Origin of the sequence: Novosphingobium sp. (genome assembly GCF_020852455.1) — a bacterium.
In the GTDB taxonomy this organism is placed as follows: Bacteria; Pseudomonadota; Alphaproteobacteria; order Sphingomonadales; family Sphingomonadaceae; genus Novosphingobium.
In genome coordinates this window covers 144463-159313 of sequence record NZ_JADZAT010000010.1, presented here as the reverse complement: position 1 = coordinate 159313, position 14851 = coordinate 144463, and the positions used below count along the sequence as shown (strand labels likewise).

12 protein-coding genes are annotated in these 14851 nt (G+C 61.8%); 3 read left to right on the top strand and 9 right to left on the bottom strand.

The features are described 5' to 3' along the window. Window positions 1-3: 3 nt before the first annotated feature. From IT549_RS04810 to IT549_RS04770, 9 genes are all read right to left on the bottom strand, one after another. Window positions 4-624, bottom strand: coding sequence for a cytochrome b/b6 domain-containing protein (locus IT549_RS04810; protein WP_292970361.1), 621 nt, complete (start codon window positions 622-624; stop codon window positions 4-6). Window positions 625-719: 95 nt separating this feature from the next. Further along, window positions 720-1625 (bottom strand): NAD(P)-dependent oxidoreductase, encoded by a 906-nt coding sequence (locus tag IT549_RS04805; RefSeq protein ID WP_292970359.1) that lies wholly within the window; start codon window positions 1623-1625, stop codon window positions 720-722. Continuing rightward, window positions 1622-2752: a glutamate 5-kinase gene (proB, locus tag IT549_RS04800; protein ID WP_292970357.1), complete on the bottom strand. Its 1131-nt coding sequence runs from the start codon at window positions 2750-2752 to the stop codon at window positions 1622-1624. The genes IT549_RS04805 and proB overlap by 4 nt, the downstream gene beginning before the upstream one ends. Before the next feature lie 301 nt (window positions 2753-3053). Further along, on the bottom strand, window positions 3054-4109 hold the full coding sequence (gene obgE, locus IT549_RS04795; RefSeq protein WP_292970355.1) for a GTPase ObgE: 1056 nt from the start codon (window positions 4107-4109) through the stop codon (window positions 3054-3056). Between the two features lie 715 nt (window positions 4110-4824). Further along, window positions 4825-5307, bottom strand: a complete 483-nt coding sequence (locus IT549_RS04790; RefSeq protein WP_292970353.1) for a GIY-YIG nuclease family protein — start codon at window positions 5305-5307, stop codon at window positions 4825-4827. 37 nt (window positions 5308-5344) lie between these two features. Beyond that, the gene (locus tag IT549_RS04785; RefSeq protein ID WP_292970351.1) at window positions 5345-6043 is read right to left on the bottom strand and encodes a hypothetical protein; all 699 of its coding nucleotides are present in this window, start codon (window positions 6041-6043) and stop codon (window positions 5345-5347) included. A gap of 152 nt (window positions 6044-6195) precedes the next feature. Further along, the gene (locus IT549_RS04780; RefSeq protein ID WP_292970349.1) at window positions 6196-6732 is read right to left on the bottom strand and encodes a hypothetical protein; all 537 of its coding nucleotides are present in this window, start codon (window positions 6730-6732) and stop codon (window positions 6196-6198) included. Further along, window positions 6729-6929, bottom strand: a complete 201-nt coding sequence (locus tag IT549_RS04775; protein ID WP_292970347.1) for a hypothetical protein — start codon at window positions 6927-6929, stop codon at window positions 6729-6731. The genes IT549_RS04780 and IT549_RS04775 overlap by 4 nt, the downstream gene beginning before the upstream one ends. Further along, a complete protein-coding gene (locus IT549_RS04770; protein ID WP_292970346.1) occupies window positions 6926-7486 on the bottom strand; it encodes a recombinase family protein in 561 nt (186 codons plus the stop codon). Before IT549_RS04770 ends, IT549_RS04775 begins: the two co-directional genes overlap by 4 nt. Window positions 7487-7892: 406 nt before the next feature. On the opposite strand from IT549_RS04770, the gene IT549_RS04765 reads away from it, so the two are divergent. Genes IT549_RS04765 through IT549_RS04755 form a run of 3 tightly spaced genes read left to right on the top strand, consistent with a single transcriptional unit; the run spans window position 7893 to window position 14850 of the window. Next, on the top strand, window positions 7893-10925 hold the full coding sequence (locus tag IT549_RS04765; protein WP_292970344.1) for a BPTD_3080 family restriction endonuclease: 3033 nt from the start codon (window positions 7893-7895) through the stop codon (window positions 10923-10925). Continuing rightward, window positions 10922-11908, top strand: a complete 987-nt coding sequence (locus tag IT549_RS04760) for a DUF3883 domain-containing protein (RefSeq protein WP_292970342.1) — start codon at window positions 10922-10924, stop codon at window positions 11906-11908. Before IT549_RS04765 ends, IT549_RS04760 begins: the two co-directional genes overlap by 4 nt. Beyond that, on the top strand, window positions 11908-14850 hold the full coding sequence (locus tag IT549_RS04755) for a site-specific DNA-methyltransferase (protein WP_292970340.1): 2943 nt from the start codon (window positions 11908-11910) through the stop codon (window positions 14848-14850). Before IT549_RS04760 ends, IT549_RS04755 begins: the two co-directional genes overlap by 1 nt. Window position 14851: the final 1 nt, after the last annotated feature.

Below are 14851 nucleotides of genomic sequence, written 5' to 3'. Positions count from 1 at the left end.
CCTTCACCTTCGTGTTCCGCCCGGCAACATCGACCGGACGATCCCCGGCCCGCTGCGGCGCGATTCGAACACTACACCCATCAGGTGCAGCGCAATCAGGACATAGAGCAAATTGACCGACAATTCGTGCAATTCAAGCAGCGGTCCCTCTTCTTCCTCACCTTCCTCGCCACCTTCGGCTGCTTCTGCACGCTCTTCGTGCTCGGCTCCGCCAGCCTTGGCGCCATGTTCGTCATGTTCACCGCTCACCGCGGAAGGATTGCTTGGCGGCGGGCCCGACATCGCGATTCCGGTTCCGGCCACCACCAGCAGCACGGCCCAGATCGCGTAGGCCATCAGCGCGCCCAGCGGGTTGTGCGAGGCGTGGCGGGTCACTTCGCCGCGGCGAATCTCGCCCAGATGATGCGTGGCCCGCGCGAGGCTAGGGGGGAAGCTACCAAAGCGTGCCTCGCGCGGGCCGACCAGACCCCACAGCAAGCGCAAGGCAAGCAGTGCGGCCAGGCCATATCCAACCCAGATGTGCCAGCCCGATCCCTCTTCGGTGACCAGAGCATTGCCGATCACCGCAGTGACGATACCCCAGTGGGTCAGCTTGACGATCGGATCCCAATTCTTCGCTTCCATGTGCCATTCCTCCGGCTGGAAATGCCGCTGAAATGACCGGCCTGGAATGGTCGCGCTAGGGACAGGCGCTTAATTCACGCCTGCTAAGCAGTTGCTTAGAGCCAGCCGTTGTCGCGGTACCATTTCGCGGTAGCCTTGAGCCCTTCACGGGTCGGGATCAGCGGGCGCCACAGCCCTTGCGGCGGGCGCTGGCCGTGGCTGACCACCCAATCAGGGTGGGCCATGTAACCGACCCGATCCTTGGTCAGCCGTGCCCTGGCCCCGCGCACCGAACGATCGACCCGCGCCGCCCGTTCGAGCGACTTGCGGCTGAGGTGCACCACCCATGGCCGCCGCCCCATCGCCCAGCCCACGGCGCGGGCTAGTTCGTAGTGGCTCCAGCCATGCTCGCGGCCATCGTCGGGCTCGAAGGTCTCGAACGACACCCCTTCGCCCGCCGGAACAACCGCCAGCAGCAGCCGCGCCAGATCATCGACATGGATGATCGAGGCGCGCCCTTCCTTGGGCGGGACCGGCATCAGGCCCCAGCGGGCAAGGCGGAACATTTCGAAGTAATCCACATCGCGCGGACCATAGATTCCGGGCGGGCGGATGATCGTCCAGTCGAGCCCGCTGGCCCTGACCAGCTTTTCGGCGCGGGCCTTGCTGGCGCCATAGGCCGACAGTTCCGGTTCACGCGCCGAGAGCGAGGAGACAAAGACCAGCCGCTGCACGCCCTCGGCCTTGCAGGCTTCGATCACGCTCATCGTTCCAGCCACATTGCCGCGCTCAAACTGGGCGGCATCGTTGACCACCCCGGCGACATGGATCACCGCCTCGACCCCGCGTACCAGCTGGCGCAAGGCCGCCGCGGCATCAAGATCGCCGGTCACCCATTCCACGCCTGCTCGCGGCTCCTGCGGTCGGCGTGCCAGCGCGCGCACCGGCAGTCCATTGTCCAGCGCGCGGTCGAGCAACGCCTGGCCGACAAACCCGGTCGCCCCGGTCACGGCAAGCGTCACAGCACTACCATCTGATCGCGGTGAACCACCGCCGAACGCGGCGCATAGCCCAGGATCGCGGCGTGTTCGGCCGATTGCCGGCCCATCAACCGCGCGCATTCCAGCGCATCGTATTCAGCCAGGCCATGCGCCAACGTGGTGCCGCGTTCATCCTGCACCGCCACGGCATCGCCGCGCTGGAACTCACCCTCAACCCGCACAATCCCTGCGGCCAGCAAGCTCGATCCCTTGCCCAGTGCCTTCGCTGCTCCGGCATCAATCACCAGCGCACCCTTCAGCCGCAGCCGCCCGCCCAGCCAGGCCTTGCGCCCGGCATCCTTGCGGCGCGGCAGGAACAGGGTGCCGATCCCCTGCTGGCAAGCGCGCGCGATCGGTGCATCATGCAGCCCCGAGGCAATCGCAAGCGCGATCCCCGCACGCTCGGCAATCTCGGCAGCCTGCAGCTTGCTGGTCATGCCGCCCGAACCCATCCCCGATGAACTGCCGCCGGTGGCCATGGCATGGATCTCGGCCGTGACGCCGCGCACTTCGCCAAGCCGCGTTGCGCCTGGTTCACTCGGATTGCGATCGAACAGGCCATCGACATCCGATAGCAGCAACACCGCGCTGGCCCCCGCCGCCTGGGCAACCCGCGCGGCCAGCCGGTCGTTGTCGCCAAAGCGGATTTCCTGCGTGGCGACCGAGTCATTCTCGTTGATCACCGGCACCGCGCCGGCATCAAGCAGGCGGGTCAGCGTGGCCGTGGCGTTGAGGTAGCGGCGGCGGTCCTCAAGGTCTTCCAGCGTCAGCAGCAGTTGTGCGGCGGTCAGCCCGTGTGCGCCAAGCAGCTCCGCCCATAGCCCCGACAGGGCGATCTGGCCGACAGCCGCCGCCGCCTGGGCATCGGCCAGACTGCCGCGTCCGCCCTTGTCGAGCCCCAGCCGCGCCGCCCCCAGCGCAATCGCGCCTGATGACACCACGATCACTTCCTGCCCGCGCGCCCGGGCGGCAGCGATTTCGGTCACCAGCCCTTCCAGCCACTGACGTCGCACCCCGTCCTTGCCAACCAGCAGCGACGAGCCAACCTTGACCACCAGCCGGGGGCAGGCGGACTTTTCGGCCAGATCGGAGAGACGGGCGATCTTCATGCTGTTGCGATTACTGTCTTGGAAGGCGGATGCAAGCCGGTCGACGGAATGCACACCCGATGGGCCTTGAAAGACTGCAGGCAAGCGAGCCGTTAGAGGCAATAACCATCAGCTTTTCCTTGCTTTAAACAGGTCAGGCCATTTGCACGGGTGTAAACTTTCATTCCAGACCTCCAGCTGCCCTGCCTGGTCCGGGAGTTTGTGGCAGGCCGGGGCGGAGTAGGAAAGCCTGATGTTCCATGACGCAAAGCAGCCAAACCCGTGGCAGGCCTAGGGGCTTAGCTTTTCGGCGTACCCGCCTTCAAACCGGCGACCAGGGCTTTTCCTCGCCTGCTTCCTGTTCGCCATCGGGGCGTTCGGTCACGGTGGCGGCGGGCAGGTATCCAAGCACTGCGTCAAGCAGCGCGTCCATGCCTTTGCCCGTTGCGCCGGAAATCGGATAGACCTTCTTCGCGCCGGCGGCCTTCAGTTCCTTGATGAACATGGTCACCAGTTCACGATCGACCGTATCGATCTTGTTGAGCGCAATCAGCCGCGGCTTTTCGTCGAGCCCGCCGCCATAGGCCTCCAGTTCCTCTTCGATGATCTCCAGCGCTTCGGCCGGATCGGTGCCGTTGATGTCGATCAGGTGGATCAGAACCCGGCAGCGTTCGATATGGCCCAGAAAACGGTCGCCAATCCCGGCCCCGTCGGCTGCGCCAGCGATCAGGCCGGGGATGTCGGCCAGCACGAATTCGCGGTTCTTGTGGCGGACCACGCCCAGCTGGGGGACCAGCGTGGTGAAGGCATAGTCACCGACCTTGGCCTTGGTGTTGGTGATCTGGTTGATGAAAGTGCTCTTGCCGGCATTGGGCAGGCCGACCAGCCCTACGTCGGCCAGCAGCTTCAGCCGCAACCAGACATACATTTCCTCGCCCATTTCACCCGGCTGGTGCTGACGCGGAGCCCGGTTGGTGCTGGTCTTGTAACTGGCGTTGCCGCGCCCGCCCAGTCCGCCCCGCAGGAAGGTTACACGCTTGCCCGCCTCGGTCAGGTCGAGCAGCACAGTCTCGCGGTCTTCGTCAGAGATCACCTGGGTTCCGATCGGAACCTTGATCACCAGATCCTTGCCGGCGGCGCCGTGGCGGTCCTTGCCCGAACCATGCACCCCGCGCGGGGCCTTGAAGTGCTGGGCATAGCGGAAGTCGATCAGGGTGTTGAGGCCGGGCACCGCTTCGAAGATGATATCGCCGCCCTTGCCGCCGTTGCCGCCATCGGGCCCGCCGTATTCAATATACTTCTCGCGCCGGAACGAAACCGCCCCGGGGCCGCCCTGGCCCGAGCGGATGTAAATCTTGGCCTGATCGAGAAAGTGCATGGTGGAAAGCTTAGCCTGAAGTTGGGCGGATGTCGCGCATGGCCTTCGACAAGCTCAGGCTGAGCGGGGCCAGGAATGGACGCACGTTTTCGGGTTGGGATTTGGCTCAGGCCGGAGCGAGAATGGCGGGGTTCGAGAACCGGAGCGGAGCGGCCTGCTGGCCGTGAGCACCGGAAGCGCAGAACACTGCCGTTCGCAGCCCGGCATGGGGCAAATCACAGCCCGAAAACACTGGTGGAGCCGAGGGGGAGCGGCATCAGGAACACCAAAACCGCAGAAATCCCCGCCTTTCCAGCGTTGCTACTGACGCGCGTGTAGCGGAAGTGTGTAACACCGTCAACCAATGCGAGCAGCGCAAAACTGGCACGGCGTGATCGTCAGTCCACCTTCGCTTGAAATGCCTGCAATCGCCTTAGTGCCTCCTCGGCTTTGACCGCGAACCCCGCCCTGACCTGTAGACGGACGTCTCGAAAGTCAGCCTGCTGCCGGGCAATCCCCTTGTCGGCATTGCGACTTGATCGCTCCTTACCTTCAGGGGAGCGCGGGCCAGTGGACTGGTCCCATGGACGCCAGCGCCTGATAGCTTCGGCCTGCCTCGCTCGCCGTTCAGGCGTCCATGATGCACTTGTGCCCATGGCCAACTTAATAGTTCGTTTTGGCGGGAATGGCAGTCCCATAATCGCTCCGATGACATCATCAGTGCGTCAGTCACCAATCACCGCCCCAGCAGATGCGGGTCGTTCGCGAACGGCGGCTTGCCGTATTCGCGCCGGAACATGGCGAGCATTTCCGCTTCCACCTCGACCGGCACGCGGTCAGGCGTCTCCTTCCACGCAATGCGCAGCTTGTCAGGTTCCGCCAGTTGCCAGATCAGGCGACCGCCCCAATGGCCCACCGGCTTGCCAGCGCCGAAGTCGGCGAACTGGCGGATGCGCCGCCTAAGTTGGTCGGCCTTGCCGATGTAGACGACTTCAGCGTCGATCCAGTTGGCTGTGAGCGCAGACGCCGGGACGGTGGGGTCTTTGCCCTTGAACCAACCGCCCCGATTTTCCGGCAGGAAGGCCGCTGGAGCGCCCCCGGCGTAGGTCACGACATAGACACCACCTGTGGCGGGGATCGCGCTGCTGGCCCGCGCATCGGGGAACGGAAGCCAGCCAGTGAACCCCTCGGCTTCTAGTGATGCCCTGTCGAACTTCATACTGCCCTCCGGTCAGATCAGGTTTCGCGAGCGGGGGCTATCGGCTTGCCGTTCGAAGCCGGAGCGGCGGATTGATTTCTGTGGCCGGGAGCGCGTCAGCGCTTCCGGCCACTGGCCTAATCGGCGTTCTAACTACTCCGGTTTTAGTAACTCGCTGTTCCGGGGCCGTAGGCGACGGATCAGCGCTGATAGTATTCTCATGAATACCTGTAAGGATAGTGTTGTCCCGATAGCTTTCTCTTGGGTCTCCATCGGAGACATCAGCGGCTTCGACAGAGACAGGGCAGTGCCACTGTGCAGACCACTCGTCTCCTGTGGAGACATCTTCGAAAACGCCATTGCTCTGGAGCAAATCCACTTCATCAGCGGCGAGGCCCACATCCAAATTATGATCAGGCTTCCAATCGAGGTTGACCGCATAGACCTTGAGGCCGGGGCGCACTGGATCAGGCTCTCGCCGTATGACGCCCCGGCGCTCAAGCTTGGCAAGCACCTTCATCAGCTTGCTGCGGTGCATTGTATCCCCGAAACCGGAATACTTCCGGTCTCCCTTCAGCATCACAGATGGTCGAAAAGTTGCTTGTAGCTTCTGCCATCCGACCGTCCGGTCAAGAACCTGCATCACAACCTTGAACTCGTATGGGTCCAAGCTGCTATCCCATTCACGGATTACATGCTGATACTGCTGAAGCTGCCAAAGTATCCTGCTGAAGCGATGGTTTTCGTCCTTGCTCACCGTGGCCCTCCCGACGCATTCCGTCCATCAGTGCGCTGGAAGTCTTAACAGCCGGTAATCAGGCGGTTCATCGTTTGGACTGACACTCCAAGGATACCGATCGCGATTTTGAGCAGATCGCTATTCTCGATCAGTTATGTCCGCATTGGCACTCACAACCCAGCGTGCGGCAACATGTTGTCCGGCAGCAGTGCTGTGATGGCATCTGGCAGTGGTGTGACCGGCGATCTCTCGATGTCGGCAGCGCGCCAGCCCCAGCGGTTCCGCAGATGCTGTGCGATGTCGATCCTTTGCCGGGGTGCAAGCGCGAACCACTCACGGCCTGTGACCGCCGCCGCATCGACAATGCGCCGCCACTGGTCCCACTCGAAATGCCGCCGATGCAAGGCGAAGTGGCAACGGCGGCAAAGGCTCGCATAGCGCGCGACATGGTAGTAGCTCTCGGAATGGAAGCCGACGCCGCTTCGGCTGCCGCAAACATCACAGTGCGTCGGCTTTGCGATGCAGCCAGCCGCAAGCAGCCAGACGGCCAGTTGACCGCCACGCCTTCGCTCCTCGCCGGTGAACCCGCCGTATGGCTTCAGAAGCGGCCATTGGCTGACGTGGTAGCGCGGCGGCGGAGTGCGGGGTTCGCGCAGCCGGAGGGATGGCAACGTGTCTATGTAGGCGTCGATGTCGAAGTCACTCATCGGCTGCGCCTGTCGATGGCTGCCGACATGGTGCGCAGTCTGCCATCCATCGCGGACACGCCGGAGCGCAGATGCGCGATAAGCACCCGCTGCATGTCCGGGGAGTTGTCGCGGTGTTGTCCCTCGACGCTGATGCCATGTAGTGCTTCCAGCCGGGCGGTGATGTCCGCGAACTCGCGGCGCAGATCGCTGGTCATGCCGCCTCCGCCAGTATGCGGTAGACGCTCGCCCGGCTGATCCCAAGCTGGGAAGCGATTTGCGTAGCACCCAACCCCGACCGGCGAAGTTCCTTCACCTGCGAAGCCTTGCGCCGGGCGGTGGGGACACGGCCCTTGTAGCGCCCCTCCTGTTTCGCCTTGGCTATGCCAACCCGCTGCCTTTCAAGCATCATGCTCCTTTCAGCCTCTGACACGGCGGCGAGCACAGTGATGAGCAGGCGTCCGCTGGCCGACTTGGTGTCAAGTTCGCCCCCGCCGAAATCGAGCACCCTGACGCCGACACCCTTGGCCTCCAGCTTGGCGACGATGTTCAGCAGTTCGACGGTTGAGCGGGCAAGGCGACACATGCGCTTGACCACCAAGGTATCGCCGTCGCGGGCAAAGCCAATTGCGTTCTGAAGTTCGGGCCTGTGGGCAAGTGCAGAAACCTGTTCGACAAAGAGCCGTTCGCACCCGATAGCCTTCAAATCGTCGATTTGGCCTTCAAGTCCTGCGCGCTGGTGAAGCTGGCTCGTGCGAGCGTAGCCGATGAGCATGAAAATCCTCCATCTAGGGAGGAACAATCGCAAAACACGCCGGGCAAGTCACGGCCTTAATCACTGATAAAGCTAGAAAAATAGCCATTCAGAGGCACTTTACAGACCTCAAAAGCTACTGCGTCGCATGTGCAACCCGTTGCACCGCCGCGATGCCGGGAAGCCCGAAAGATCGTCGAAACGCCCGGTAGCTCCTGCGCCATGCTTCTTTCTCGCTAGGCCTTGGAACCTGCGCGCCAGTGTCTCACATGGCCTTGGGAGAACCCGCTCGGAACAGACCTAGCCGCGTTGGCCAATCGCACTGCACCGGGACCGTGTGAGGCACTTTTTATTGTCTATTCAGACATTCGCTTTCTTGTGATTGCCACCAGTCTCATGAATACAGGGTCGGTCGAGAGGAACCCGCGTGTCACAGTCGTTTTTTGACCACCCTATTCTCAATTCCCCCTATGACCCGCCGTCGCGGTATCACGCGCTGGATGACGATGGGCAGCCGCTGGAGCAACCTCCCATCGACGGGCGGAGGCCCTGCGACTTCATCACGCCGGTCCCCAAGCCGAAGCGCCGATCTGGCAAGGCTGCGCAAGCCTCGATGCTGTTCGAGGATGCCGCCGGGCTGTCCGACGCCGATCAAGAATACAACCCCAAGCCGATCATCAATGAAATCCGGGCGCACGTGGCGACATGGCGCAGCCTGCCCAGCGACCGGGATTGGGGCGTTACTCCAGCCACTGCGCGCCTGCTTCACCACTGGCGGCGGACAGAGGTTGAGGGCCTGCGCCCCTTCTTCTGTCAGGTTGAAGCCGTCGAGACGGTCATTTGGCTGACCGAGGTTGCTCGCAAGCAGGATCGCTACAAGCACCTGTGGAAGCACATCGAAGGGGCCAACCAACTCGCTAACCCCGACCTAATGCGCATGGCCATGAAGATGGCAACCGGCGCGGGGAAGACGACCGTCATGGCCATGCTCATCGCATGGCAGACGGTGAACGCGGTTCGCTCGCCAACTAGCAGCCATTTCAGCCGTGGGTTTCTGATCGTCGCGCCGGGCATCACCATCAAGGACCGCCTGCGGGTTCTGCTGCCGGACGATCCAGACAGCTATTACCGCCATCGCGACATGGTGCCTGCGGACATGCTGCCGGAGATCGCCAAGGCTAAAATCGTCATCACCAACTATCACTCGTTCAAGCGCCGCGAGACCATGGATGTCTCGAAGGTGGGCAAGGCCCTGCTGCAAGGCCGGGGTGACGCGCCTGTTACCATCGAGACCGAAGGCCAGATGCTCCAGCGCGCCTGCGGTGAACTGATGTCGATGAAGAATGTCGTCGTCATCAATGACGAGGCGCACCACTGTTACGAAGAGCGCCCCCAAGGCAGCGTCGAGGAACTGGCCGATGCCGACGCCAAGGCAGAGGCGAAGGAAAACAAGGAAGCCGCGCGCCTCTGGATCAACGGCATCAAGGCCCTGAAGAAGAAGGTTGGCGTCCGCGCGGTCTATGACCTTTCAGCAACGCCGTTCTTCCTGTCCGGGTCCGGCTACATCGAAGGCACGCTGTTCCCATGGGTGGTCAGCGATTTTTCGCTGATGGACGCCATCGAGTGCGGCATCGTCAAACTGCCGCGCGTGCCGGTGGCCGACAATCTGCCCATCGACGACATGCCGATTTACCGCAAACTGTGGGATCACATCGGCAAGGAAATGCCGAAGAAGGGCGCGAAGAACTCCGAGAACCTCGATCCTCTCAAGCTGCCGACCGAACTTCTGACCGCGCTGGACGCCCTCTACAATCACTATGTGAAGGTCGATGAAGAGTGGAAGCGCGCGGGCATCCCCGTGCCGCCCGTCTTCATCGTGGTGTGCAACAACACCTCCACGTCCAAGCTGATCTACGAATACATTTCCGGTTGGGATCGCCCCAACTCAGACGGCGAACTGGTCAACGTCCATCGCGGCCACCTCGAACTGTTCCGTAACTACGATGAGCACGGCAACCGGATCGCCCGCGCGCCAACGCTGCTGATCGACAGTGCGCAGCTTGAAAGCGGTGAAGCCCTCGATACCGATTTCCGCAAGATGGCTGCGGCAGAGATCGAACAGTTCCGGCGCGAACGGCAGGATCGCACCGGGCGTGTCGAGGATGCCGACGACATCGACGATGCCGAACTGCTGCGCGAAGTCATGAACACCGTTGGCCGCACCGGGCGGCTGGGTGAACAAATCCGCTGCGTCGTTTCAGTCTCCATGCTGACCGAAGGCTGGGATGCGAACACCGTCACGCACATTCTCGGCGTCCGGGCGTTCGGCACGCAGTTGCTGTGCGAACAGGTCGTCGGGCGCGGCCTGCGCCGTCAGTCCTATGAACTGAATGAACACGGCCTGTTCGACGTTGAGTATGCGGACGTGCTTGGCATCCCGTTTGACTTCACCGCCAAGCCGGTTGTCGTGAAGCCGACGCCGCCCAAGCGGGTGACGCGCATCCATGCGGTCAAGGAACGGGCGGCAGAGCGCCCGGAACTGGAAATCACCTTCCCGCGTGTGGAAGGCTACCGTGTCGATCTGCCGGATGAGCGGATCAGCGCCACCTTCACCGAGGATAGCCGCCTCGTTGTCGATCCGGCCATGATCGGCCCGTCCCGCGTGACCATGCAGGGCATTGTCGGCCAGTCCGAAGAACTGGCTGCCAAGGGCCTTGGCGACCAGCGGCCCAGCGCCATCGCCTATTCACTGGCGGCGCACCTGCTGAAACGGTTCGGCGATGAAAGCGGCGACCTGCCGGTGCACCTTTTCGGGCAAGTTCGGCGCGTCGTGCGCGAATGGCTCGATGGCGGCCATCTGGTGCTGAAGGGCGTGCCGATGGGCGTGCTCGATTATCTGGAGATCAAGGATCAGGCCGCAGAGCGTATCTTCCTCGCCTGCCAACGCTATGACCACGGCGAACAGGCGATCAAGGCCATCCTTGATCCCTACAACCCCACCTCATCGTCGCGGCATGTCGGCTTCACCACCAGCAAGGACATCTACGCCACCGACCCGCGCCGCAGCCATGTCAGCCATGTTGTCTGCGACAGCACGTGGGAGGCAGAACTGGCCCGCGTGCTCGAAACCCATCCCCGTGTCGTGGCCTATGTGAAGAACCAAGGTCTCGGCCTGGAGGTGCCCTATCGCGATGGTTCCACCCCGCGCCGCTACATCCCCGACATGGTCGTGCGGCTGGATGACGGCAAAGGCCCGGACGATCTGCTCAACCTCGTGCTGGAGACCAAGGGCTATCGCAAGGGCGATGCGCAGTTGAAGGCGGAGACCATGAAAACGCTATGGGTGCCGGGGGTGAACAACCTTGGCACGCATGGCCGCTGGCTGTTCGCCGAGTTCACCGATGTTTTCGAGATTGAGGCGAGTTTCGCCAAGCTGATTGATGAGGCTGTTGCGGCATGAAGAAGGTAATGTGGGTCAAGTTCGGCTGGTCCGAGTATTACCGTGGTGGCCCGGTTGACGGCAACTTTCGTTGGCTGAACGAAGGTGACGGCGAAGGGCATGAAGCGTTCAACTTCATGCCCGGCCCTGATGGTGGGTATTATTGCTATGTGCCGCCTCATGGCCCGTCAGCGGCATCCCCATCGCGAGCCGACCCCCATGGCTGGACCGTTGTCTGTCTTGCCAAGTTCCCATCCCAAAAGGGGGTCCATGTCGTCGGCTGGTATGAAAACGCCACGTTGATGGGTGAGCAAGTGCCGCGACCGGAATACAAGGCTGGCGTGGGTTTTCGCCGGGACGTTCAAGGCACCGAGTTCTCCTATGCAATCAAGGCCGACAAAGCCTTCTTCGTTCCTCCCGAGGATCGAACTGCCCCATTCTCGCATCCGAGTGTCAAACAGGCCAAGTTCTCCTACCTTGCCGGTCCAGACGTCGAGCCAACCGAAGCAAAGGCTGAAGTCCTTGCGATCTTGGAGGCAGAGCTTGCCCGGCTGAAGCCCCTTGCCATTGCGCAGCCCAGCCCGGCCAACGCGCCTGATGAACTGGAAGACGACATTGATCCGCTCGGTCGTTTCGGCACGCCGGAGCATCGCCGCACTGTCGAACTAGCGGCAGAGCGAGCGGTGACGGCGGAACTGGAGCGGATGGGCTACCGTGTCGTGCGCAGGTCTGACGAGAAGATCGGCTATGACCTGCAAGCCATCCCCAACCGGGGCGGCAGCGAACTCTATGTGGAAGTCAAAGGCACCTCTGGCCCTGACCGGCGTTTCTACATGACACCAAAAGAGCGCGAGTTCACATCAACCGATGGCTGGCGGCTGGCCATGGTCACAGACACGCTGGGCAATCCCGATGTGACGTTCTTCACCTGCAAACAAATGGAACAACGCTTCTCCCTCCAGCCGATGGTCTGGATCGGGCGTGAAGTGGAAGGAGCCGAATAATGGCCCGCGCGCCCCGCACTCCCAAAGGCCCGAAGCAAGTCACCACCCTCAATCACGAGGCGGATGTTCGGCGCAACATTCCCACTGCCGAACTGGCTGATCTGGCGGCGATGCAGGAGGAGATGCAACCGTTGCAGCCTGCGGTCTATCCGCGTGCCCGGCCCTTGGCGGAAGGCGAAGTGCGGGAACGGGATGAAGACCTTGATCCGCAGATCGTGTGGAACGGTGCCCGCATCCGCTTGACCAAGGATCAGGTGGCCCAGCTTGCCGAAACCGGCGAGATCGAAATCGGCGATGCGCAGCTTGTCTGGCGCGGGAAGGACCGGCAGGACTGGTCCGACCTGATCGTCACTGCCCCGCCGCTCTACATTCAGGAGAAAGTGCACCCCAAGGCGATCATCGACGATCTGGTGCGCCAGTCAAAGATCGCGCGCGAAGACGCCAACGATGCGCCGGACCTGTTCGCCGATTTCAACGGTCTGGCCGATCCCATGGCGCGCACCGAGTTCTACCAGCACGATCAGCACTGGTCGAACCGGATGATCCTTGGCGACAGCTTGCAGGTGATGGCGAGCCTTGCCGAGCGCGAGGCGCTGAAGGGCAAAGTGCAGGCGATCTATTTCGACCCGCCCTACGGCATCAAGTTCAACTCGAACTGGCAAGTCTCAACGCAAAGCCGTGATGTGAAGGACGGTAAGCGAGAAGATTTGAGCCGAGAGCCTGAACAGGTGAAGGCGTTCCGCGACACGTGGAAGGACGGCATCCATTCCTATCTGACCTACCTGCGTGACCGGCTGACAGTGATGCGCGAACTCCTGACCGAGAGCGGCTCGATCTTCGTGCAAATCGGTGATGAAAATGTGCACCGCGTTCGATCACTCCTGGATGAAGTTTTTGGACACGAGAACATAATCAGTCAAATACAGGTAAAGAAAACTGGATACTCCTCCAGCGATTACCTATCGAATGTATTTGACATAGTTCTATGGTATGGAAAATCAAAGAACATAAAGTATCGACCAATCTACGGATTTCGGAGACTGGAGGACTGCGATACCGCATTTTACGACACGATCCAGATTTCTGAAGGTGTCCGGCGTCAGCTAACTTCTTCAGAGCGGCAAGATGTGACCACCATTCCGAAATCTAGTCGTCTTCTTGCGAGAAACCCTCTGGTTTCACCCGGCCCTTCGCCAACGTCATCAGGGCCGATGCAGTTCAACGGAAAAACCTATCCATGCCCAGCAGGTGCACACTGGAAAACCACGCCGGAGCGGATGGAAAGGTTGAAAAAGGCAGACCGACTAATTCCAAAGGGAAACGTGCTGCGCATGGTTCGCTTCCTAGAGGACAATCAGGTCATCCCTCTTTCCAACCTCTGGACTGATACAGGTGTCGGAGGGTTCGTTGGCGACGAAAAGATTTACGTCGTGCAATCCGACACGCGATTGGTTGAACGTTGCTTGCTCATGGCAACCGATCCCGGCGACCTAGTTATTGACCCCACCTGTGGATCAGGGACGACTGCCTATGCGGCGGAACGGTGGGGACGGCGATGGATCACCATAGACACCAGCCGTGTTTCGCTTGCGCTTGCTCGAACGCGGATCATGGCGGCGCGTTTTCCTTGGTATTTCTTAGCGGACAGCGCCGAAGGAAAGCTCAAGGAAGCGGAGATTACTGGCAAGCCTCCCAGTGACCGGGCAACCTATGGCGACGTGCGTCAGGGCTTTGTCTATGAGCGGGTTCCACACATCACATTGAAGGCCATCGCCAACAACGCCGAAATCGACGTGATCTGGGACAAGTGGCAAGAGCGGCTGGAACCGCTGCGCGCCGAACTCAATCAGGCCACAGACAACAACTGGCAGGAATGGGAAGTGCCGCGCGATCCGCAGGCCGGTTGGTCGTCCAACGTCACAGCCACGCACAAGGCATGGTGGGAAGCCCGCATCGCTCGTCAGCAGGAAATCGACGCCTCCATCGCCCGCGCTGCCGATGTCGAATACCTCTATGACAAGCCCTATGCCGATCCCGCCCGCGTGCGGGTGGCCGGGCCGTTCACGGTCGAAAGCCTCTCCCCACATCGCATCGTCCCCTCCGATGCCGAAGAACTGATGGACGTGGTGGATGCGGCGGACAGCAAGAAGAAGCGCGGGCCGCTCTCGCTTTCGGAGACCGACTTTGCCGGAATGGTGATCGAACACCTGAAAACGGCAGGCGTCCACCAGACCGACAAGGCCGACCGGCTCACCTTCACCAGCCTGATGCCGTGGCCCGGCACCTATGTCGGCGCAGAAGGCCGGTTCATGGAAGGCGAGACCGAGCGCCGCGCCGCGATCTTCATCGGGCCGGAGTTCGGCACCCTCTCCCGCGTCGATCTCACCGCCGCCGCGCGCGAAGCTGCCGAGTGCCGGTTTGACGTGCTGATCGCCGTCAGCTTCGCTTTCGATGCCCATGCCAGCGAACTGACCCGGCTTGGCCCGCTGCCGATCCTGAAGGCCAAGATGAACCCGGACCTGCACATGGCAGGAGAACTCAAGAACACCGGCAAGGGCAACCTCTTCACCGTGTTCGGCGAGCCGGACATCGACATTCTGGAAGAAGCCGATGGCCGCATCGCCGTGCGCGTCAACGGCGTGGACATCTACGACCCCAATACCGGCGAAGTCCGCTCCAACGATGTGAAGGGCATCGCCGCGTGGTTCATCGATACGGCCTACAACGAAGAGAGCTTCTTCGTCCGCCACGCCTACTTCCTCGGCGCGAACGATCCCTACAAGCAGCTCAAGACCACCTTGAAGGCGGAAATCGACGAAGAGGCATGGGCCACGCTGAACCGCAACGTCTCACGCCCCTTTAACCGCCCGGAAAGTGGCCGCATTGCAGTGAAGGTCATCAATCACTTTGGCGATGAGGTGATGAAGGTGTTTGGGGTGTAGG

Excerpts from the sequence above, each read along its gene's own strand:
- IT549_RS04810 (WP_292970361.1), bottom strand. The coding sequence starts at position 624 with ATGGAAGCGAAGAATTGGGATCCGATCGTCAAGCTGACCCACTGGGGT.
- obgE (WP_292970355.1), bottom strand. The coding sequence starts at position 4,109 with ATGCACTTTCTCGATCAGGCCAAGATTTACATCCGCTCGGGCCAGGGC.
- IT549_RS04760 (WP_292970342.1), top strand. The coding sequence starts at position 10,922 with ATGAAGAAGGTAATGTGGGTCAAGTTCGGCTGGTCCGAGTATTACCGT.
- proB (WP_292970357.1), bottom strand. The coding sequence starts at position 2,752 with ATGAAGATCGCCCGTCTCTCCGATCTGGCCGAAAAGTCCGCCTGCCCC.
- IT549_RS04775 (WP_292970347.1), bottom strand. The coding sequence starts at position 6,929 with ATGACCAGCGATCTGCGCCGCGAGTTCGCGGACATCACCGCCCGGCTG.
- IT549_RS04790 (WP_292970353.1), bottom strand. The coding sequence starts at position 5,307 with ATGAAGTTCGACAGGGCATCACTAGAAGCCGAGGGGTTCACTGGCTGG.
- IT549_RS04770 (WP_292970346.1), bottom strand. The coding sequence starts at position 7,486 with ATGCTCATCGGCTACGCTCGCACGAGCCAGCTTCACCAGCGCGCAGGA.
- IT549_RS04755 (WP_292970340.1), top strand. The coding sequence starts at position 11,908 with ATGGCCCGCGCGCCCCGCACTCCCAAAGGCCCGAAGCAAGTCACCACC.
- IT549_RS04780 (WP_292970349.1), bottom strand. The coding sequence starts at position 6,732 with ATGAGTGACTTCGACATCGACGCCTACATAGACACGTTGCCATCCCTC.